Origin of the sequence: Agrobacterium sp. CFBP2214 (assembly GCF_030209895.1) — a bacterium.
GTDB classification, from domain to species: Bacteria; Pseudomonadota; Alphaproteobacteria; order Rhizobiales; family Rhizobiaceae; genus Agrobacterium; species Agrobacterium radiobacter.
The window spans coordinates 166,766-186,043 of sequence record NZ_JARVRC010000011.1 but is presented as its reverse complement, the minus strand read 5'-3'; the positions used below and the strand labels follow the sequence as shown (position 1 = coordinate 186,043).

The 19,278-nt window shown below is 59.6% G+C and carries 20 protein-coding genes; 16 read left to right on the top strand and 4 right to left on the bottom strand.

Translation table 11 applies throughout. The features are described 5' to 3' along the window. Positions 1 to 193 precede the first annotated feature (193 nt). Positions 194 to 796, top strand: a complete 603-nt coding sequence (locus tag QRN60_RS23655; RefSeq protein WP_162686251.1) for a hypothetical protein — start codon at positions 194 to 196, stop codon at positions 794 to 796. Between the two features lie 217 nt (positions 797 to 1,013). Continuing rightward, positions 1,014 to 1,160 (top strand): DUF1127 domain-containing protein, encoded by a 147-nt coding sequence (locus QRN60_RS23650; protein WP_003505647.1) that lies wholly within the window; start codon positions 1,014 to 1,016, stop codon positions 1,158 to 1,160. Between the two features lie 503 nt (positions 1,161 to 1,663). On the opposite strand, the gene QRN60_RS23645 is transcribed toward QRN60_RS23650, so the two are convergent. Then, positions 1,664 to 2,107, bottom strand: a complete 444-nt coding sequence (locus QRN60_RS23645; protein WP_003505649.1) for a response regulator — start codon at positions 2,105 to 2,107, stop codon at positions 1,664 to 1,666. 479 nt (positions 2,108 to 2,586) lie between these two features. On the opposite strand from QRN60_RS23645, the gene ftsZ reads away from it, so the two are divergent. The 3 genes from ftsZ to QRN60_RS23630 all read left to right on the top strand — a co-directional run bounded on the left by ftsZ (position 2,587) and on the right by QRN60_RS23630 (position 5,607). Continuing rightward, complete coding sequence (ftsZ, locus tag QRN60_RS23640; RefSeq protein ID WP_020810894.1) at positions 2,587 to 3,549, top strand: cell division protein FtsZ; 963 nt, start codon at positions 2,587 to 2,589, stop codon at positions 3,547 to 3,549. A 284-nt stretch (positions 3,550 to 3,833) separates the two neighbouring features. Continuing rightward, entirely contained in the window at positions 3,834 to 4,532 is a 699-nt protein-coding gene (locus tag QRN60_RS23635) for a GntR family transcriptional regulator (protein WP_003505651.1), read from the top strand. 109 nt (positions 4,533 to 4,641) lie between these two features. After that, entirely contained in the window at positions 4,642 to 5,607 is a 966-nt protein-coding gene (locus QRN60_RS23630) for a dihydrodipicolinate synthase family protein (RefSeq protein WP_129565023.1), read from the top strand. A gap of 287 nt (positions 5,608 to 5,894) precedes the next feature. Here the strand turns inward: QRN60_RS23630 and QRN60_RS23625 are convergent, their stop codons facing one another. Further along, positions 5,895 to 6,932 (bottom strand): Ldh family oxidoreductase, encoded by a 1,038-nt coding sequence (locus tag QRN60_RS23625; protein ID WP_129565024.1) that lies wholly within the window; start codon positions 6,930 to 6,932, stop codon positions 5,895 to 5,897. 445 nt (positions 6,933 to 7,377) lie between these two features. Here QRN60_RS23625 and QRN60_RS23620 point away from each other — a divergent pair, with 445 nt between their 5' ends. The 7 genes from QRN60_RS23620 (at position 7,378) to QRN60_RS23590 (ending at position 14,392) form a co-directional block, all read left to right on the top strand. After that, positions 7,378 to 8,184, top strand: coding sequence for an ABC transporter substrate-binding protein (locus QRN60_RS23620; RefSeq protein ID WP_020810896.1), 807 nt, complete (start codon positions 7,378 to 7,380; stop codon positions 8,182 to 8,184). A gap of 72 nt (positions 8,185 to 8,256) precedes the next feature. Further along, on the top strand, positions 8,257 to 8,922 hold the full coding sequence (locus QRN60_RS23615; RefSeq protein WP_080864430.1) for an amino acid ABC transporter permease: 666 nt from the start codon (positions 8,257 to 8,259) through the stop codon (positions 8,920 to 8,922). Between the two features lie 12 nt (positions 8,923 to 8,934). Continuing rightward, on the top strand, positions 8,935 to 9,588 hold the full coding sequence (locus tag QRN60_RS23610) for an amino acid ABC transporter permease (RefSeq protein ID WP_003505657.1): 654 nt from the start codon (positions 8,935 to 8,937) through the stop codon (positions 9,586 to 9,588). Continuing rightward, the gene (locus QRN60_RS23605) at positions 9,581 to 10,303 is read left to right on the top strand and encodes an amino acid ABC transporter ATP-binding protein (protein WP_003505658.1); all 723 of its coding nucleotides are present in this window, start codon (positions 9,581 to 9,583) and stop codon (positions 10,301 to 10,303) included. Before QRN60_RS23610 ends, QRN60_RS23605 begins: the two co-directional genes overlap by 8 nt. Beyond that, positions 10,303 to 11,544: an NAD(P)/FAD-dependent oxidoreductase gene (locus QRN60_RS23600; RefSeq protein ID WP_020810898.1), complete on the top strand. Its 1,242-nt coding sequence runs from the start codon at positions 10,303 to 10,305 to the stop codon at positions 11,542 to 11,544. The genes QRN60_RS23605 and QRN60_RS23600 overlap by 1 nt, the downstream gene beginning before the upstream one ends. 12 nt (positions 11,545 to 11,556) lie before the next feature. Then, complete coding sequence (gene lhpI / locus QRN60_RS23595; protein ID WP_111784933.1) at positions 11,557 to 13,266, top strand: cis-3-hydroxy-L-proline dehydratase; 1,710 nt, start codon at positions 11,557 to 11,559, stop codon at positions 13,264 to 13,266. Between the two features lie 97 nt (positions 13,267 to 13,363). Further along, on the top strand, positions 13,364 to 14,392 hold the full coding sequence (locus QRN60_RS23590; RefSeq protein ID WP_080864429.1) for a trans-3-hydroxy-L-proline dehydratase: 1,029 nt from the start codon (positions 13,364 to 13,366) through the stop codon (positions 14,390 to 14,392). A 147-nt stretch (positions 14,393 to 14,539) separates the two neighbouring features. On the opposite strand, the gene QRN60_RS23585 is transcribed toward QRN60_RS23590, so the two are convergent. After that, positions 14,540 to 15,562 carry a LacI family DNA-binding transcriptional regulator gene (locus tag QRN60_RS23585; protein WP_031234012.1) on the bottom strand — a complete coding sequence of 341 codons (1,023 nt, stop codon included), beginning with the start codon at positions 15,560 to 15,562 and terminating at the stop codon, positions 14,540 to 14,542. 157 nt (positions 15,563 to 15,719) lie between these two features. Further along, positions 15,720 to 16,040, bottom strand: coding sequence for a hypothetical protein (locus tag QRN60_RS23580; protein ID WP_003505663.1), 321 nt, complete (start codon positions 16,038 to 16,040; stop codon positions 15,720 to 15,722). 294 nt (positions 16,041 to 16,334) lie between these two features. Here QRN60_RS23580 and QRN60_RS23575 point away from each other — a divergent pair, with 294 nt between their 5' ends. From QRN60_RS23575 to QRN60_RS23560, 4 genes are all read left to right on the top strand, one after another. Beyond that, positions 16,335 to 17,138: a transporter substrate-binding domain-containing protein gene (locus QRN60_RS23575; protein WP_020810902.1), complete on the top strand. Its 804-nt coding sequence runs from the start codon at positions 16,335 to 16,337 to the stop codon at positions 17,136 to 17,138. Positions 17,139 to 17,204: 66 nt separating this feature from the next. Beyond that, complete coding sequence (locus QRN60_RS23570) at positions 17,205 to 17,909, top strand: amino acid ABC transporter permease (RefSeq protein ID WP_060727219.1); 705 nt, start codon at positions 17,205 to 17,207, stop codon at positions 17,907 to 17,909. Beyond that, a complete protein-coding gene (locus QRN60_RS23565) occupies positions 17,906 to 18,565 on the top strand; it encodes an amino acid ABC transporter permease (RefSeq protein WP_020009852.1) in 660 nt (219 codons plus the stop codon). Before QRN60_RS23570 ends, QRN60_RS23565 begins: the two co-directional genes overlap by 4 nt. Then, the gene (locus QRN60_RS23560; protein ID WP_020810951.1) at positions 18,546 to 19,277 is read left to right on the top strand and encodes an amino acid ABC transporter ATP-binding protein; all 732 of its coding nucleotides are present in this window, start codon (positions 18,546 to 18,548) and stop codon (positions 19,275 to 19,277) included. The genes QRN60_RS23565 and QRN60_RS23560 overlap by 20 nt, the downstream gene beginning before the upstream one ends. The last annotated feature ends 1 nt before the right edge of the window (position 19,278 follow it).

Genomic DNA, 19,278 nt, shown 5'->3' with positions numbered 1-19,278 from the left:
ATTCAAAACCGCCGGGGCTCTAGTCGCCGCTGGATGAAAGTTCAGTGGCAGGTCAACGACAGCCGGATTTTCCGCTTGTTCTGCCCATTTCCACGCAAGTTGAATTAATTGTGTTCGGTAACGGTATGTTCGCCTTCCGTGAATATGCCTATGAGGACGGCTGGGTAAGCGGGCTTTGTTCAGGAGTAGCAAAATGAATATTGCAGCACGTCTTTCACTGGCAGCCATGATCGCTCTGGCGGCAACACCATCCCTCGCGTCGGAAGATATGACGTCGGAGACGAGCGAAGCGATATTCGGTTTTGGCGGCGCCATGACGAAAGAAGACATGCTGAAAAGTGCAGCCCTCTTTCCGGTGGAATATGAGCGCAACGCCATTCTGGGCGGCGGCTACCAGTTTTATCCCTACCATATCGGCAACGTGAAACTCGGCGGCGAAATCGGCGCCGCTGCCAGATTTGGCAAGGGCTTTACGGGTGAAGTCTGGGTGGGTTCGGTTGCGCGTTACGAGCAGATCAGGCTCGGAGAGCGGCTGTTCATCACGCCAAGCTTTACCGCCGGCCTCAGCCTTGTCACGGATGCGCAGCGGGGCCGCGAGCGCGAACAGGAAATCAAGGACGACGGCAATGCCAATGTCCTGTTTTATCTGGGGCCGGAAATCAACGTGTCCTTCAGCGAGGATTCCTCGACGGAATTCTTCTGGCGTCTTCACCACCGTTCCGGCGGTGGCAAAACATTGGGCAATATGAAAGGCGCCACAAACGCCAACGTCTTCGGCGTCCGCTACAAGTTCTGAGCGGCAGGGATGGTCCCACGCCCGGTGAACTGTCTGAATTTCAGTCACGTTTCTTTTTCGCCGCAAACCGTCATGGGGAACCCGTGCATGCAGTGCATGGGTGGATTGCCTTATTCTGCCTGTTAATGCGTCACCGAAAAGCGCATATAGAGGACATCAAAGGACGCCGGGACGAAAACGTTACTGACGTCACCTAAACCTCAGAAAGGGTAATGTCATGAACGTAGCACGCAGCTTCAACAATTGGCGCAAATATCGTCAGACCATCAACGAACTCGGCCGTATGAGCAGCCGTGAACTGCACGATCTCGGTATCGATCGCAGCCAGATCACCAGCGTCGCCCGCGCCGCCGTCGGTAAGTAATCATAACGATATTGCCGCTATTGAATGCCCAAACGCCCGCTTTGCGGGCGTTTTTGTTTTGGAGGCCTCTCCTCCGTCATCCTCGGGCTTGACCCGAGGATCCATTGCTTTCCACGGGTCAGGATCCTCGGGTCAAGCCCGAGGATGACGTTGAGTATGTGCAAAGCGATGTCATTCCACGCCTGAGGACGACTGAAGCGAACCAATCGCCAGGAATTTTCGACGATGAATATTGCCATGCACAAAACGCATATCTGCGCTGCAACCTTGTGCCTGTCAAACGCGCAGAAAAATGGTATCTTCAAATCATCGAAACGGATGTACCTCCTCCCACATCCTTTCGGTAATGCGGGCGATCCTACTCCTCCTCCCAAAGGATTGCCTCGGGGACAGCGGTTTTCCTCCTCCCATATCGCTGTTCATCTTTTCAAAAAGCCTGCCGCACCTCCTCCCGCGGCAGGCTTTTTTGTTTTCGGAAACTTCCCTTTATTTTCAGGATTATCTCAGTCGAAAGCCATCATGCCGATGGGCGTTACGGCATGGGTGCCTGCGCGTCTGGCAAGGGCATAAGCAAGGCACTGCTCCACGGCATCCTGCGGCACGGGCTTGGCGATCACGCCGGCGCCTATGCCGAGATTGACGACGACTTCGGGGTTCGCCGTCATGAAGATCACCACCACGCCATGGTCTTCGGAAAGCCGCCGCCCGATCTCCGGGCCGGTCTGTCCGTCGGCAAGATTGACGTCGACGAAGGCGATATCGGCGCGGCTGCCAAGCGCCACGGCCTCTTCCAGCCGGTTGGCGATGCCGATGACATCAGCCTCTTCTTCCGCCTGCAAAATGGAATCCTCTATATCCATGGCGATGAGGAATTCGTCTTCCACGATCAACACACGCGGCTGTTCCGTGCGGAAACCCGGTTCGTTCTGCAAGACGTCTGCCAACATATGCCTGTCTCCATTCTGTGTGCTTCAGAGCACCGGACCGAAAAGTGCAGCGCGGTTTTCGGGCCTTCGATGCGTCAACTATGCCTGGAGCGGGAAGGGCCGGTTCCGTTTTATCTCCCGCCGCTCCAGCGCGGTCGGCAAGCAAACACTTGTCGGCGTAACTCGTTCCAAAGTGAGATAAACATAGTGAATGGAGTGTAAACGGCGCGCCTTTTCGGCTATCACCTCTAGGAAGCGAAGCAGTTGATTCGGTTCGGTTTTCATCCGGGGAAGGGGTCGGAGAACGTCGCCGTGGAGCATCTTTCGCCCCCTGGAACGCCGGTCTTTCGCCATTATGGGGCGATAGGCCTGCATGAAAATTCAAAGCGTTACAGCCTCTTTCCCGCTCGGGGAGGAAGCGCTGGGACCTTGCCGATCATTCGCGTGCCGCGGTCAAAAAACGGCGCGGGACCCTATGAGTTTAGAAAGAGAATAAGACGATGACCCAGTCTCCGCGCGCCACCATTGCCCGCAACACGCCCAATATCGCCGTCGTCGGCGTCGGTGGCGGTGGCGGCAACGCGATCAACAACATGATTGCCGAGGGCATCGGCGGCGTTGATTTCATCGCCGCCAATACGGATGCTCAGGCGCTGAAGAAAACCGATGCGCCGCGTCTCGTGCAGCTCAGCTCCGAACTGACCGGCGGGCTTGGAGCGGGCGCTGATCCGGAGGTCGGCCGGCAGGCGGCGATCGATTCCCTCGACGAGATCATGGATCACCTGAGCGGTTACGACATGTGTTTCATCACCGCGGGCATGGGCGGCGGCACCGGCACGGGTGCTGCCCCCGTCATCGCCGAAGCCTGCCGGGCGAAAAATATCCTGACCGTCGGTGTCGTCACGCTTCCCTTCAGCTTCGAGGGCGCGCGCCGCATGCGGGCTGCGGAATATGGCTTTGCCAACCTGCTCAACACGGCCGATACCGTCATCGTCATTCCCAACCAGAACCTGCTGCGCATCGCCGATGCCGGCACCACCTTCGAGAATGCGCTGAAGACGGCCGACAAGGTCCTGTCGCTTGGCGTGCGCTGCATCACCGATCTCATCCTGCGCGAAGGCCTCGTCAATCTCGATTTCGCCGACGTGCGCTATGTCATGAAGAATGGCGGCCGGGCGCTGATGGGCACGGCGCAGGCCAAGGGTCCGAAACGCGCCTCGGAAGCGGCGGCCGCAGCCATCGCGAATCCGCTGCTCGGCGAACCCTCGCTGAAGGAGGCGCGTGGCGCGCTGGTATCCATCTCGGGCGGCAACGATCTGACGCTTTATGAAATCGACGAGGCGATGACGCTGGTGCGCGAAGCTGTGAGCGAAGAGACCGACGTGGTTATGGGCGCTTCCTTCGACCCCACGCTTGATGGTGCCTTCAAGATTTCCGTCGTGGCCACCGGCCTGCGCAACTAACGTCTTGTTAGAGGGGCGGCATTGCTGGGCGTTTCTTCTCCCCGCCGGGGAGAAGGGACAAGCCGCGTATTCTTGGCTCCCTAGAGAAATCGTCTTTCCTTAAGCGGGGTAATAACGCCCACGCCACAAACCGAACGATTAAAAGCCGTCGCGGGCAATTTTCGCGACGGCTTTTTGTTGTTTTTGAACAATTATTCCGCCATTCGAAGAGGCGACGGCGCTGCGCGGCGTTGATTGCGAAAAAATATAATAGTACTCTTTATGTCGACAAGAGGGATTTGATGATGACGGATATAATTGCTTCTGCCGAGCGCAAGCGCGGCTCCGGCGTGAAGATGGTCTATGATCTGCTGCGCGACGAGATTCTCGATCTGGTTCTGCCGCCGGGCAGTCCCATCGACGAGGTGCAGCTTGCCGAGCGGTTCAAGATGTCACGCACGCCCATCCGCGAGGCACTGGTGCGGCTTTCGGGCGAGGGGCTGATCGATACGCTGCCGAACCGCTCCACCATGGTGTCGAATATCGATTTCCTCAACATGCATACCTATTTCGATGCGCTTGTGTTGATGTACCGGGTAACGACCCAGCTTGCCGCGCAATATCACCGTCCGGAAGATCTGGCCGGAATCCGCGCCCACAACGCGGAATTCGCCATTGCGGTCGAGGAGCAGGATGCGCTGGCGATGATTTCCACCAATGCCGCCCTTCACCTTTCCATCGCCGAAGCCGGGCGCAACCCCTATTTCACCAGCCTGTTCAAGCGGCTTTTGGATGAGGGACGGCGCATCCTCAGGCTTTATTACCAGTCCTATGATGATCGTCTGCCCAAGCGTTTCGTCGATGATCATGAAGAGATGATCGCGGCGATTGCCGCTCGCGATATCGCTCTTTCCGAAAGGCTGGCGCGGGAGCACGCCGAACAGATCGTGCGGCAGGTGCAGAAACTGCTGGTGCGAAACGAGCGGCTGGAAATAAATCTGTAGCTTGTCGATTTCTTGTCGACAAATAAAATACAAGATAGTAATGTCCCTGTCGAATGGGTGGCGCGGACGTGCGTCCATTCCCGAAAAACATGTCCCTTAGGAGCTAGTAATGACGGCCAGCATTTTTTCCGGCGTGATTCCCGCCTTGATGACCCCCTGCAAGGATGATCGCACCCCTGATTTCGATGCGCTTGTTCGCAAGGGCAAGGAACTGATCGCCGATGGCATGTCGGCCGTGGTTTATTGCGGTTCCATGGGCGACTGGCCGCTCCTGACGGATGAGCAGCGCATGGAAGGCGTGGAGCGCCTGGTGAAGGCTGGCATTCCGGTCATCGTCGGCACCGGCGCGGTCAACACGGCGTCTGCCGTTGCCCATGCTGCCCACGCCCAGAAGGTTGGCGCCAAGGGTCTGATGGTTATTCCGCGCGTCCTGTCGCGCGGTTCGGTCATCTCTGCCCAGAAGGCGCATTTCAAGGCCATCCTCGCGGCGGCTCCTGAAATCCCGGCCGTCATCTACAACAGCCCCTATTATGGCTTCGCCACCCGTGCCGATCTCTTCTTCGCGCTACGCGCCGAGCACAAGAACCTCGTCGGCTTCAAGGAATTCGGGGGCCCGGCGGATATGCGTTACGCTGCTGAAAATATCACCAGCCGTGATGACGACGTCACTCTTATGATCGGCGTCGATACCGCCGTTTTCCACGGCTTCGTCAATTGCGGTGCAACCGGCGCCATCACCGGCATCGGCAACGTGCTGCCGAAGGAAGTCATTCACCTCTGCAAGCTGTCGCAGGCCGCCGCCAAGGGTGATGCGGATGCCCGCGCCCGTGCGCTGGAACTGGAACAGGCGCTCGCCGTTCTCTCGTCCTTCGATGAAGGCCCGGATCTGGTTCTCTATTTCAAGCACATGATGGTGCTGAAGGGCGACAAGGAATACACGCTGCACTTCAACGAAACCGATGCCCTGACGGACAGCCAGCGCGGTTATGTCGAAGCGCAGTTCGAGCTGTTCAACAGCTGGTATGCCGACTGGAGCAAGCTTCCGGGTGCCGTGCAGGCCTGCAAGGCTGCCTAAGCAGCCGCTGATGTGAAAACAAAAGGCCCGCAAATGCGGGCCTTTTTTGCATGTCAGGAGGTTTGATGTCTCCCCTCCGTCATGCTGGACTTGACCCGGCATCCAGCCACGGCGCGTCTGCGCCGTGAGGAATGAGTCTTTCGTGATCAAAGACTTGATCGCATTGGACCCCGGATCAGGTCCGGGGTGACGGGGCGGGGATGCTGTGCAGTTGCAAAAAAACGCTGAGTGACTTTGTCATTGCGAGAAGGCCCGCGTTCGCGAGCCTTCTTGTTTCCGCTTTGCGGTCAGGAGACCGCGTCCAGTCCCTTCTCCAGCAGTTGGTCGAGCCCGGCCACTTCTGCAGCGGTCAGCGTAATACCTTCATTTTCCGATTTGGCACGGGCGGCAAAACGGCGGCCGGAGGGCAGGCGGGCGCCCTGGCCGATGATGGCGTCAAACAGCACTTCCGCGCGCTGGAAGGGGTCTCCCGGCCGCCCCTTGGCAAAGGCCTCCGGGGAAAAGGCGACGATCAGTTCCCCATGGAAGGGCGCAAGCGTGGTGGTGCCGAGATAGTCCAGCACTTCGGGACTGGTGAGGTCGCCGATCATGATGCCGGCGAGAAGCTCGATCATGGTGCCGATGGCAGAACCCTTGTGGCCGCCAAAGGGCAGCATGGCGCCGGCAAGGGCCGCCTCCGGGTCCGTCGTCGGATTGCCGTCTGCATCGACCGCCCAGCCTTCGGGTAAAGGTTTTCCCGCGCGCCGGTGCAGTTCTATCTCGCCGCGGGCGGCAACGGATGTCGCGAAATCAAAGACGTAAGGCGAGGTGTCCTTGCGCGGCCAGCCGAAAGCGAAGGGGTTGGTGCCGAGCAGCGGTTTGGTTCCTCCCGTCGGCGCGACGGTGGAATAGCTCGGGCACATCACCAGTCCGGCCAGCCCGTTCGAGGTCAGTCCCTCCACCTCGGGCCAGAGCGCCGAAAAATGGGTGCAGTCATTGATGACGAGTGCGGCGACGCCCAAACGTTCCGCGCGTTCCACCAGAACCGGCAGGCCAAGCTCGAAGGCAGGATTGGCGAAGCCGCCATTGGCATTGACCTTCACGATCGCCGTACCGTCCTCCTGGGCCACATCAGGTGTGGCATCGGGCTTCACCTTGCCGGCCTTGACGGTGCGCAATGCGCCTTCAATGCGGTAAATGCCATGGGACTTGCAGGCGTCGCGCTCACCGGCGGTGATGACGCGCGCCAGCGCTCCCGACTGCACGGCATTTAAGCCAGCCCTGCGGAAAATCGCCTCCACCCGTTGAAATAGTTCGTCGATGGTCAAGGTGGTGGTGTCGCTCATCATAATCCTCCGATATCGGCTCGCACATTTTGAATACATAAAGTATACAATGGCTGGGGTAATGCAACGTGTCTTTTCGGTGCGGCTGTGTCAGAGCGGGAATCCACTTTATCGGACACAAAGATTCCTTAGGCCCTCATTCCTGTGCTTGTCACAGGAATCCAGCAGACGCGCGTCTGCGCGTCGGAAAGACTCTATTTAGCCCAAAGACTTGGGCTGGCTGGATCCCTGTGACAAGCACAGGGATGAGGGGCCTTTGATGTTTCCGCTCACCTTGTCGGCTCCTCGCGCCAGCTTTCGAAACTAATCCATTGAACCTCATCAGTTCGCACGTGCACAAAATTCTTTTTGTATACTCATTGTATTTTTATGTTGATTTATCGCTTTCTTGGGGAAATAGTGACCGCGCCTTCAAGGGCAGACCAATTCTGGGAGCAAATCAAGAATGAAAAAATCGGTCATTTTCGCCGGCCTGCTGGCCGCCACTTCCGCTATCACCCCGGCCAAGGCCGACAAGCTTGACGACATTATTTCGTCCGGCACGCTGCGTTGCGCCGTTGTGCTCGACTTCCCGCCGATGGGCGCGCGTGATGACGCCAACAATCCGATCGGCTTTGACGTCGATTATTGCAACGATCTCGCCAAGGCGCTTGGCGTCACGGCTGAAATCGTCGAAACGCCGTTTCCCGAGCGTATTCCGGCGCTGATGTCCGGCCGCGTCGACGTTGGCGTTGCGTCCACCTCCGATACGCTGGAGCGTGCCAAGACAGTCGGCATGACCGTGCCTTACTTCGCCTTCGAAATGGCCGTTACCGCCAACGACAAGTCGGGCATCAAGTCGTTCGAAGACATGAAGGGCAAGACCGTTGGCGCAACCGCCGGCACGTTCGAAGCCATCGCGCTCGAAAAGTCGGTCAAGGAATGGGGCACCGGTGAATTCCGCCCGTACCAGACGCAGGCAGACGTGTTCCTCGCACTCAGCCAGGGCCAGATCGACGCCACCGTTTCCACCTCGACGGTTGCCCAGTCCAACGTGAAGGGCGGCAAGTTCGCCGGCATCTCCGTGGTCGGCAAGGCGCCTTACGACATCGACTATGTCGCGCTCTTCACCAACCGCGATGAATACGGCCTCATCAACTACCTGAACCTCTTCATCAACCAGCAGGTTCGCACCGGCCGTTACGCCGAACTCTATGAAAAATGGGTTGGCGGCGAAGTTCCTTCGCTCACCGTCAACGGCGTTTATCGCTGATCAGGACTTTTCGTAAACGGCGCGGTCGAAATGATCGCGCCGTTGATCGTTTCTGAAAAGGCGGGACACTTAATGTTCAACTATACATTCCACTGGAATCAGGCGCTGAAGGCTCTGCCGCAGCTTCTGGACGGTGCGGTGGTGACGCTGCAGATCGCCATTCTGTCGATGGTGATCGGTCTGACCTTCGCCATCGCGCTGACGCTGTTCCGGCTCTCCGGCAACCGTATCCTTGGCGCTTTCGCCTCCGTCTGGGTGGAAGTCGCCCGCAACACGCCGGCGCTGTTCCAGATTTACATGGCCCATTTCGGCCTTGGCAATTTCGGCATTCATCTGAGCCCCTATACGGCGCTTCTGGTCGGTATCGCCTTCAACAATGCCGGTTATCTCGCGGAGAATTTCCGTGGCGCGCTGAAAGCCATTCCCGATACGCAGACCCGTTCCGGCCGTTCGCTCGGCATGACGTCGATGCAGACCTTCCGTCTGATCATCATGCCGCAGATGCTGCGCGTCGCGTTTCTGCCTGCCACCAACCAGATGGTCTGGGCAATCCTCATGACCTCGCTCGGTGTCACCGTCGGCATGAATACGGATCTCGCCGGCGTCACACAGGCCTTGAACGCCCGTTCGTTCCGCACCTTTGAATTCTTCGCGCTCGCCGCGGTCATCTATTACGTGATCGCCAAGATCGTCACGCTTGCCGCCCGATTACTGGCCGCGCGTCTGTTCCGTTATTGAGAGAGGTGAGCCATGTTTGAAACCGCTCTCACCTGGAGTGATCTCGCCTTCCTGGCCAAGGGTGCCGGCATGACGCTTGCCGTCACCGCCGTCGCCGTCACGGCAGGCACCATCATGGGGATCATCTTCGGCATCATCCGCTTCCAGTTCGGCCCCTATTGGTCGCTGCCGCTGACCTTCATTCTGGATATTTTCCGTTCCGTGCCGCTGCTTATCCAGCTGGTGCTCGGCAATGCCTTCCAGTCGATCGCCAAGCTCGGCTGGCCGCCATTCACCACCTCCTGCGTGGTGCTGTCGCTTTATACGGCGGCCTATTGCACAGAGATCGTGCGCGGCGGCATCGGTGCGGTGCCGTCGAATACGCGGCGTGCCTGCCGGTCGCTCGGCATGACGTGGTCGCAGGACATGCGCTACATCGTGCTGCCGCTTGCCACCCGCGTGTCGCTGCCCTCCTGGATCGGCTTGACGCTCGGCGTCATGAAGGATTCGGCGCTGGTGCTGTGGCTCGGCCTCATCGAGCTTCTGCGCGCCTCGCAGATCCTCGTCACCCGCCTGCAGGAACCGCTGACCATCCTGATGATCTGCGGCGCCATCTACTTCCTTATCAGCTTCCCCATCGCCCGTTTCGGCGGGTATCTCGAAAGACGGTGGTCCCCCAATGATTGAGATCGAAAACGTCCGCAAATCCTTCGGCCCGCTGGAGGTTCTGAAAGGGATCAACCTTACCGTCAACAAGGGCGAGGTCGTCACCATCATCGGCGGCTCCGGTTCCGGCAAGTCGACGCTGCTCACCTGCATCAACGGCCTCGAGCCGATCGACAGCGGCAAGATCGTCATCGACGGCACCGAGGTGCACGCCAAGTCGACCGACCTCAACAAGCTGCGCCGCAAGGTTGGCATCGTCTTCCAGCAATGGAACGCCTTTCCGCATCTGACCGTGCTTGAAAACGTCATGCTGGCGCCGCGCAAGGTGCTCGGTATTTCCAAGGAGAAGGCTGAGGAAATCGCGGTCAAGCAATTGACCCATGTCGGCCTTGCCGAAAAGCTGAAGGTCTATCCGAACCGCATGTCCGGCGGCCAGCAGCAGCGTATGGCGATTGCCCGCGCGCTTGCCATGTCGCCGGAATATATGCTGTTCGACGAGGTCACCTCTGCGCTTGACCCGATGCTGGTGGGCGAGGTGCTCGATACGCTGAAGATGCTGGCGGATGAAGGCATGACGATGATCTGCGTCACCCACGAAATGGCCTTCGCCCGCGATGTCTCGAACCGCGTCGCCTTCTTCCATCAGGGCGTGATGGCGGAAATCGGCACACCGGACCAGCTGTTCGGCGCGCCGCAGCATGCTGAAACCCAGAAGTTCCTGGCGAGCGTGCGGTAATGCCTGCACATGATGTCATCGTCATTGGGGCCGGCGTCGTCGGCCTCTCGGCGGCAATCGCGGCGCAGGGCCGCGGTCTTTCGGTCACGGTCATCGACCGTGAGGGACCAGCAGCGGGCGCTTCAGCCGGCAATGCCGGCGCCTTTGCCTTCACCGATATCCTGCCACTTGCATCGCCCGGCATTCTCTGGAAAGCGCCGAAATGGCTGCTCGATCCGCTCGGTCCACTCAGCGTGCCGCCCTCCTATGCGCTGAAGATCGCGCCGTGGATGTTCCGGTTCTGGCGGGCCTGTGCGGCATCGAAGGTGGAACATTCCACCGCCGCCCAGACGGCGCTGATGGATCTGTCGAAGGTCGAGCTGGAGCCATTCCTGAAAAAGACCGAGACAACAGCCATGCTGCGCAAAGAGGGCAACCTCCAAGTCTATGAAAGCGATGCGGAGTTCGAAAGTTCGCTTCCCGGCTGGAAGGCGCGTGAGCGCCACGGTATCGAGTTCCGGCATCTCAATGCCGAACAGATGGCCGAGATACAGCCCGGCATCGCGTCGCGTTTCACCTGCGGCACGTTCACGCCGGGATGGTATTCCATCGCCGACCCGAAGCTCTACACGCTGGCGCTGGCCGAACATTTCCGCGCCATAGGCGGGCGCATCGAACGCCTCGATATCGCGTCGCTCAGGCCGCTTGAAGATGGTGTCGAGGTGGTGAGCCATGACGGTCGTACCCGCAAGGCCGCCAAGGTGGTGCTGGCTGCGGGCGCCTTTTCGCATCGCATCGCCCGTTCACTCGGGGAAAAAATTCCGCTGGAAACGGAACGGGGGTATAATACCACATTGCCGTCCGGGGCTTTCGATCTGCGCACGCAGGTGACCTTCGGCGGTCATGGTTTCGTCGTCACGCGGCTTTCTTCCGGCATCCGCGTCGGCGGTGCGGTCGAGCTGGGCGGGCTTGAGCTTCCGGCCAATTTCGCCCGTTCCGAGGCGCTTCTGGCCAAGGCGAAAACTTTCTTGCCGGGCCTGAAAACCGAGGGCGGCAAGCAATGGATGGGTTTTCGCCCGTCGCTGCCGGACAGCCTGCCGGCCATCGGCGAAGCGCGGCACACGGCACGGGTGGTTTATGCTTTCGGCCACGGGCATCTGGGGCTGACGCAATCGGCGGGCACGGCCCGCATCGTCGCCGATCTTCTGACGGGGCAAAAACCCGCCATCGATACAAGGGCATTTTCGCCGCAACGTTTCTGACGGAGATTTCCAATGTCTTCTGCCGTTTCGACAACAGCCGTTCCTGAAGCCCGCAGCATCCTGGCCGGTGCGGCCGAAGGCCCCGTGATCGCCACGACAGAAGCGTTGAGTTTCTGGGGTGGTGTCGATCCCGCCACCGGCAGGGTGATCGATGTGCATCACCCGCTGCACGGCATCTGTCTCACCGGCGGCGTGCTGTTCATGCCGACCAGCCGCGGCTCGTGCACGGGGTCGGGCGTGTTGCTCGATCTCATCCTCACCGGCCGCGCGCCGTCCGCACTGGTTTTCTGCGAGGCGGAAGATGTGCTGACGCTGGGCGCACTTGTGGCGGCGGAAATGTTCGACAGGGCGCTGCCGGTCATCCGCCTCGACGCCGAAAATTTCGCCCGCTTTTCCCGGGCCGCCCATGTCCGCATTGATGGAAACAGCATCGAGGCCGATGGCCTGTCGCTTGCCATCGCGCCTCCGGCGATTGCCCATCTCGACCTTGAGGATGAGGACCGGGCGATGCTCGAGGGTCGGGATGGCATCGCCGTGCGCCAGGCCATGCGCATCATCGTCGCCATGGCGGCCCAGCAGGGGGCGTCTGCGCTCATCGATATCACGCAGGGTCACATTGACGGCTGTATCTATGCCAGCCCCGCCAACCTCACCTTCGCGGAAAAGATGGCTGATATGGGCGGCAGGGTGCGGGTGCCGACGACCATGAACGCCATTTCGGTGGACAAGGCGCACTGGCGGGCGCAGGGCGTGCCTGATGATTTCGGCGATCCGGCCGCGAGACTGGCGGATGCCTATGTGCGCATGGGCTGTCGACCCACTTTCACCTGTTCGCCTTACCTGCTCGACAGCGCGCCGAGTGCCGGCGAATCGATCGCCTGGGCCGAATCGAACGCGGTGATCTTCGCCAATACGGTGCTCGGCGCACGCACTGCCAAACATCCTGACTTTCTCGATCTCTGCATTGCACTGACGGGCAGGGCGCCATTGTCAGGCGTTTATCTCGAAGAAAACCGTCGTCCGCAGCGTATTGTCGACGTGGCTTTGCCTGAGGGCATCAACGACGCCTTCTGGCCGCTCGTCGGTTATCTCGCCGGTAAGGCAGCGCCGGATTGTATTCCGCTGCTGCGCGGCCTCGGCTCTGCAAAGCCGTCTCGGGATGATTTGAAGGCGCTCTGCGCTGCTTTTGGCACCACCTCCGCAGCACCCATGCTGCATATCGAGGGTGTAACGCCGGAAGCCGGGTTGACCCCGATTGACACGGCTGACACCGTCACCATCTCGCTTGCCGATATGGCCGCCGGCTGGTCGCTTCTCAACGAAGGACCGGAAGAGGTGCAGCTTGTCGCCATCGGCAGTCCGCATGCCTCGCTGGAGGAGTGCCACGCTCTTGCGGCTGAATTTGCCGGCCGCAGGCGCCATGCGGATGTCGCCGTCATCGTCACTGCCGGTCAGCAGGTCATCGATGCGGCCGGGCAGGACGGCACGCTGCAAAGCCTGCATGGCAGCGGCGTGCAGGTGCTGCCTGATCTCTGCTGGTGCTCCATTTCCGAGCCGGTCTTCCCACCGAAGACCCGCGCCCTGATGACCAATTCCGGCAAATACGCCCATTACGGGCCCGGCCTCAGCGGCCGCGCGGTGCGCTTCGGCAGCCTTGCCGATTGCGTTGAAAGCGCGCTGACCGGCCGAGCTGATTCCCGTCTTCCCGCCTGGCTTTCCTAGAGCGCGTTCAGACGCGCTCTCGATCTTTCGTTTTCCGCATTTTCCGGACGTAAAACCGCTACGCACTTTTACTGGAAATGCTCTTGAGGAGAATTCAATGCGCAGTATCAAGACCGTTCACGTCATCTCCGCCCATGCGGAAGGCGAGGTGGGGGATGTGATCGTCGGCGGCGTAAAGCCGCCACCGGGTGAGACGATCTGGGAACAGAGCCGTTTCATCGCCCGCGATGAGACCCTGCGCAATTTTGTGCTCAACGAGCCGCGCGGCGGCGTGTTCCGCCACGTCAACCTGCTGGTGCCGCCGAAACATCCTGACGCGGACGCCGCCTTCATCATCATGGAGCCGGAAGACACGCCGCCCATGTCCGGCTCCAACTCCATCTGCGTCTCCACCGTGCTTCTGGATGGCGGCATCGTGCCGATGCAGGAACCGGAAACCCATATGCTTCTGGAAGCCCCCGGCGGGCTGGTAAAAGTGCGTGCCGAATGCCGCAACGGCAAGGCCGAACGCATTTTCGTGCAGAACCTCCCGAGCTTTGCCGCGAAACTCGATGCCGAACTCGAGGTTGAGGGCCTCGGTATGCTGAAGGTGGATACCGCTTATGGCGGCGACAGCTTCGTCATCGTCGATGCCGAGGCTATGGGTTTCAGACTGAAGCCGGAAGAGGCACATGACATTGCCCGCCTCGGCGTGCGCATCACCAATGCCGCCAACAAGGCTTTGGGCTTCGACCATCCCGAAAACCCGGACTGGCGGCATTTTTCATTCTGCCTGTTCGCGGGCAAGGTGGAGCGCACGGCGGAGGGTCTGCGGGCAGGGGCGGCAGTCGCCATCCAGCCGGGCAAGGTCGATCGTTCGCCGACCGGCACGGCGCTTTCGGCCCGCATGGCGGTGCTGCATGCGCGCGGCGAAATGAAGGAAGGCGAAACGCTGACGGCGGTGTCGCTGATCGGTTCCACCTTCACCGGCCGTATTCTTGGGACCACCAAGGTCGGCGACCGTCCGGCCATCCTGCCGGAAATCTCCGGCCGCGGCTGGATTACCGGCATCCACCAGCACATGCTTGATCCCTCTGATCCATGGCCGGAGGGGTATCGGCTGACGGATACCTGGGGCGCGCGGTAAGGGCGATACACCGCGCTTCCCTCATCCCTGTGCTTGTCACAGGGATCCAGTCAGCCCAAGTCCTTGGGCTGAAAAATCCCTTTCGCCGCGCAGACGCACGTCGGCTGGGTTCCTGTGACAAGCACAGGAGTGAGGGAAGAGAGTGGATTAGCCGCCCGCCCGCTTCGTCGTCTCCCGCACGATCAGCTCGAACCCGACATCCACCCGTGCACCCTCGGGAATGGCAGCGTCCTTTTCTGCCTCCAATATCGAAAGCAGCAATTCGCCCGCCTTGCGGCCGATCATCTGGGCGTCGACCCTGATCGTAGAAATCGCCGGATAACATTGCCTGCCGATATCGAAATCGCCAAAACCGAGGATGGAAATGCGTTCGGGCACATGAATGCCGCGGCGATGACATTCCATCAGTGCGCCGACGGCGGAAATATCCGAGACGGCGAAGATGGCCTCGACATCCGGTGCCTTGGCCAGCAGCGAGCCGAGCGTCTTTGCCCCGTGGTCATAGGAGACCGGCGCACTGCCTTCGCGGATGATAAGGTCGTCGGCAATGCCGGCTTCGCGCAGCGCCGCGCCAAAACCGAGAAGGCGGGTTTCGCCGCGCCAGTCCTTCACGTCGCCATCGGCTCTTGAGCCGAGCGCGCCGATTCTTTTAAATCCAAGTGATATCAGATGTTTGGCGGCGGTTCTTCCCACTTCGTAATTGGAAAAACCGACAGCATGATCGATCGGATGTTCGGGAACGTCCCAGATTTCCACGATGGGGATACCGGCGCGCATCAAGACTTCGCTTGCCATCTTGGTATGCACCGTGCCGGCGACGACAATGGCGTCGGGGCGGCGCTCCATCATGGTGCGGATGACGCGCTCTTCCTCCTGCAGATCGTACATGGTGTAACCGATCAGCAACTGGTAGTCGGCCGCGCGCAGCGCATTGGCGAGCCCTTGAGCGCTATCGGCGAAGTTGGAGTTGGTGAGCGTCGGCAGGATGGCGGTGATGAAATTGGTACGGCGGGAGGAAAGCGATCCGGCGATTCGATCCGGCACATAACCGAGCTTCTCGATGGCCTTCATCACCTTCTGGCGTGTCTCTTCAGACACCAGCGCAGGATCGGCCAGCACCCGCGAAACGGTCATCTTGGAGACGCCCGCGAGTTTCGAGACGTCGCTCATGGTAGCTTTTTTTGACGTGACTAACGCTGCGGCCAAGGGCGTGCGCTCCACCAAAGCATGTCTCCCTAAATTCGAACCGGTTCAGGACAAGACATACACGAAGATATCAAGGGAAAGCACGCCGCATGATTGCATATCGGTGCGGCGTGCACCGGATTTATGCGACGCGGCTATAGACCAGATGGTAAAAGCGGCCGTCGCACATGCTCATCATCTCATCCGTCAGCACACGGCCTTCCAGCCGCACGGGAGAAACCAGTGCTTCTTCCACCGCCTCCATCGACGGATAGTCGATTTCCTGCACCATGATGATCGAGGCCGCATCCGGGTCGGTGCGCTCGGTGCGCATCACCCGCACGGCCTGCGCGTTCGGCATGCGCTTCCAGACCGGCAGCAATTTCTCCTCCACGATACGGAAAAACTCCTCCTCCCGACCGGGGTGAATCCTGCCTTCGAAAATTGCCGAGCGTGTGTACATGTTTCCTCCCGAATGAATGCCGACCGAAACAGTTCTGTAGATCGGACTTGCAATGATACCGATAACATGCATTATTAGTCCTGCCAAGAACGTGAAACGGTGTCGAGCAGAGGAAAATCGATAACCAGCCGAAATTGTTGAATTTCATAGGGAATTCATCTGGTTTTGTGCTTTCGCGGTTTCTTGGGAGGAGTTTTTAGTCAATCGCGTTAAAATGTTATCGAGAACATTTTCCGGTTTGCGCAAGGCCGCTGTTCCACTTTGGGCAGCCACTATAGGGTTGGAGGAGAAACCATGAGCATATCCAGATTTCTGAAGAACATGACCGTTGCAGTCGGTGTTGTCGCAGCTTCGCTTGCTGCCACCACGTCCGCCCATGCCGTCTCGCTCAGCGAGATCACGGCGCGTGGCAAGGTCAAGATCGGCGTTCTCACCGGTGCACCGCCGATGGGCATGGTGGACGAGAAGGGCAATCCTTCCGGTTATGACGTTGATGTCGCCAATCTGATCGGCTCTTACCTGTCGCTGCCGGTGGAACTGGTGCCGCTGACACCGCCGGCGCGTATCCCGGCACTTCAGACCGGCAAGGTCGATTTCCTTGTCGCGACGCTTGCGCCGACCGGCGAACGCGCCAAGACCGTCATGTTCACGCAGCCCTACAGCGCGTTCAACATGGACATCATCTCCGGCAAGGACCAGAAGTTCGAAAATCTCGACAGCCTCAAGGGCAAACGCGTTTCGGTCAATCGCGGTTCCTCGCAGGAAACCGCGCTGCGCAAGGCTAATGTCGAAGGTCTTGAAATCGTTGTCTATGAGGACGATTCCACCAGCGCCCAGGCTCTGCTTGCTGGTCAGGTAGATGCCGTGGCCCTGCCGTCCACGGTTGGCGAAGCGATCATCAAGCAGCGTCCGGAAGCCGGTCTGCAGGTTGGTTTCACCTTCTTCCAGCAGGGCAATTCCATGGCGACGAAGATCGAGGATTTCGAGCTGCGTCAGTGGCTGAACACTTCCATCTATCTCATGAAGATGTCGGGCGATCTCGACCGTATCTCGGTGAAGTGGACCGGCCGTCCGCTGCCGCAATTGCCAAGCTTCTGATTGAGCCTTTCAACGCGCCCGCCGGGGAACATTCCGGCGGGCCGGGAAATGTCAACGGAGTGACGCATGTCCTATACTTTTCAATTCGGCGCGCTCGCCCAATATCAGAATGAGATTCTGAACGGCATATGGCTGACGATCAAGCTGTCGGTCCTCTCCATCGTGCTGGGCTGCGCTTTCGGAATTCTTCTAGCCTCGCTGCGCTCCATCAATGGCGGCATCGTCCGTATCATCGTGGACGGTTATGTGGAGGTGATCCGCAACACGCCGTTTCTGGTGCAGCTTTTCATCGTCTATTTCGGTTTGCCCGGTCTCGGCTTTCGCGTCGGGGCGGATACGGCAGCGCTGATCGGCATGACGATCAATCTTGCTGCCTATTCGACGGAAATCATCCGCGCCGGCATCGAGGCGGTGCACAAGTCGCAGATCGAGGCGGGCGAGGCTCTGGGCTTCACAAAATACCAGATCTACCGTCACGTCATCCTCGTGCCTGCCATCGCCAAGGTCTATCCCTCGCTTTGCAGCCAGTTTGTGCTGATGATGCTGGCATCGAGCATATGCTCGGCCATTTCCACCCATGAGCTTGCGGCCGCCGCAGCCTTCGTGGAATCGCAGACCTATCGCTCCTTCGAGGTCTATATCGTCGTCACGCTCATCTATCTTGCGCTGGCGCTCAGCCTGCGGCTCATCCTTGCCCTTGTCGGCATGTGGCTGTTCGGCCGCCGCGTGGCCCGCAAGACGATGACCGCCATGCCGGAGGTGCAGTCATGACTCTTCGAACTTTCGGCTGGAACGAGTTCGGCTTCCTGCTGACCGCCCTGCAATGGACCGTGCTTCTGACGATCATTGCGCTCATCGGCGGTGGCCTCGTCGGTTTCTTCGTGGCGCTGGCCCGCACCTCGAATTTCAAGGCGCTGCGCATTGCCGCCGGCACCTATATCCAGGTTATTCAGGGTATTCCGGTGCTGATGATCCTGTTCCTGTCCTATTACGGCCTCAGCCTTGCCGGACTGGAACTGCCGCCACTGATTGCCGCCGGCGCATCGATGACGATCTATACGTCGGGTTATCTCGCCGAAATCTGGCGCGGCTGCATCCAGGCGGTGCCGAAGCAGCAGTGGGAAGCATCGGAATCGCTGGCGCTTACCCGCGCCCAGCAATATCGCTACGTCATCCTGCCGCAGGCGATCCGCATTTCCCTGCCGCCGACCGTCGGTTTTGCCGTTCAGGTCGTCAAGAATACGTCCATCGCATCGATCATCGGTTTCGTCGAACTGGCGAGAGCGGGGCAGCTCATCAACAATGCCACGTTCCAGCCGTTCCGCGTCTTCGTCGCGGTGGCCGTGCTTTATTTCATCGTCTGCTACCCGTTGTCCCAGCTGTCTCGTTGGCTGGAAAGGAGGCTTCATGCCGGAAGTAATCGTTGAAAACGTTCACAAGAGCTTTGGCGCTCTGGAAGTCCTCAAAGGCGTGTCGCTGACGGTCGGCCGTGGTGAAGTTTTCGCCCTCATCGGCCGCTCCGGCTCGGGCAAGAGCACGCTGCTGCGCTGCATGAACGGGTTGGAGAAGATCAATTCGGGCCGCATCGAAATCGCCGGCCATGCGCTGGGCGGAGATGCCACAGCGCTGCGCAAGCTGCGCACCGATGTTGGCATCGTGTTCCAGAGCTACAATCTTTTCCCGCATCTGACGGTCGGCGAAAACATCATGCTCGCTCCGCGCATCGTCAAGGATGTGGCAAAATCGGAAACGAAGGACATTGCCCGCGAGGTTCTGCAACTCGTCGGCCTGTCGGAGAAATTCGATTCCTATCCCGACCAGCTTTCCGGCGGCCAGCAGCAGCGCGTGGCGATTGCCCGCTCGCTTGCCATGCGGCCGAAGGTGATGCTGTTCGACGAGGTGACCTCAGCACTCGATCCCGAGCTGACCGAGGAAGTGCTGACCGTGATGGAAAACCTCGCGAAAGACGGCATGACCATGATCCTCGTCACCCATGAAATGGCTTTTGCGCGCCGCGTGGCGACCGAGACCATCTTCATGCACAAGGGCAAGATCTGGGAGCAGGGCCGTTCTTCTGAATTGTTCGCCAATCCGCAAACGCCGGAACTCCGGCAATTCGTCAAGGCCGATGTGAAGTAGT

Excerpts from the sequence above, each read along its gene's own strand:
- QRN60_RS23625 (WP_129565024.1), bottom strand. The coding sequence starts at position 6,932 with ATGAGCGACACCACCACCTTGACCATCGACGAACTATTTCAACGGGTG.
- QRN60_RS23655 (WP_162686251.1), top strand. The coding sequence starts at position 194 with ATGAATATTGCAGCACGTCTTTCACTGGCAGCCATGATCGCTCTGGCG.
- QRN60_RS23570 (WP_060727219.1), top strand. The coding sequence starts at position 17,205 with ATGTCCTATACTTTTCAATTCGGCGCGCTCGCCCAATATCAGAATGAG.
- QRN60_RS23635 (WP_003505651.1), top strand. The coding sequence starts at position 3,834 with ATGACGGATATAATTGCTTCTGCCGAGCGCAAGCGCGGCTCCGGCGTG.
- QRN60_RS23630 (WP_129565023.1), top strand. The coding sequence starts at position 4,642 with ATGACGGCCAGCATTTTTTCCGGCGTGATTCCCGCCTTGATGACCCCC.
- QRN60_RS23600 (WP_020810898.1), top strand. The coding sequence starts at position 10,303 with ATGCCTGCACATGATGTCATCGTCATTGGGGCCGGCGTCGTCGGCCTC.
- lhpI (WP_111784933.1), top strand. The coding sequence starts at position 11,557 with ATGTCTTCTGCCGTTTCGACAACAGCCGTTCCTGAAGCCCGCAGCATC.
- QRN60_RS23590 (WP_080864429.1), top strand. The coding sequence starts at position 13,364 with ATGCGCAGTATCAAGACCGTTCACGTCATCTCCGCCCATGCGGAAGGC.
- QRN60_RS23575 (WP_020810902.1), top strand. The coding sequence starts at position 16,335 with ATGAGCATATCCAGATTTCTGAAGAACATGACCGTTGCAGTCGGTGTT.
- QRN60_RS23645 (WP_003505649.1), bottom strand. The coding sequence starts at position 2,107 with ATGTTGGCAGACGTCTTGCAGAACGAACCGGGTTTCCGCACGGAACAG.
- QRN60_RS23585 (WP_031234012.1), bottom strand. The coding sequence starts at position 15,562 with ATGAGCGACGTCTCGAAACTCGCGGGCGTCTCCAAGATGACCGTTTCG.
- QRN60_RS23610 (WP_003505657.1), top strand. The coding sequence starts at position 8,935 with ATGTTTGAAACCGCTCTCACCTGGAGTGATCTCGCCTTCCTGGCCAAG.
- QRN60_RS23650 (WP_003505647.1), top strand. The coding sequence starts at position 1,014 with ATGAACGTAGCACGCAGCTTCAACAATTGGCGCAAATATCGTCAGACC.
- ftsZ (WP_020810894.1), top strand. The coding sequence starts at position 2,587 with ATGACCCAGTCTCCGCGCGCCACCATTGCCCGCAACACGCCCAATATC.
- QRN60_RS23605 (WP_003505658.1), top strand. The coding sequence starts at position 9,581 with ATGATTGAGATCGAAAACGTCCGCAAATCCTTCGGCCCGCTGGAGGTT.
- QRN60_RS23620 (WP_020810896.1), top strand. The coding sequence starts at position 7,378 with ATGAAAAAATCGGTCATTTTCGCCGGCCTGCTGGCCGCCACTTCCGCT.
- QRN60_RS23615 (WP_080864430.1), top strand. The coding sequence starts at position 8,257 with ATGTTCAACTATACATTCCACTGGAATCAGGCGCTGAAGGCTCTGCCG.
- QRN60_RS23580 (WP_003505663.1), bottom strand. The coding sequence starts at position 16,040 with ATGTACACACGCTCGGCAATTTTCGAAGGCAGGATTCACCCCGGTCGG.
- QRN60_RS23560 (WP_020810951.1), top strand. The coding sequence starts at position 18,546 with ATGCCGGAAGTAATCGTTGAAAACGTTCACAAGAGCTTTGGCGCTCTG.
- QRN60_RS23565 (WP_020009852.1), top strand. The coding sequence starts at position 17,906 with ATGACTCTTCGAACTTTCGGCTGGAACGAGTTCGGCTTCCTGCTGACC.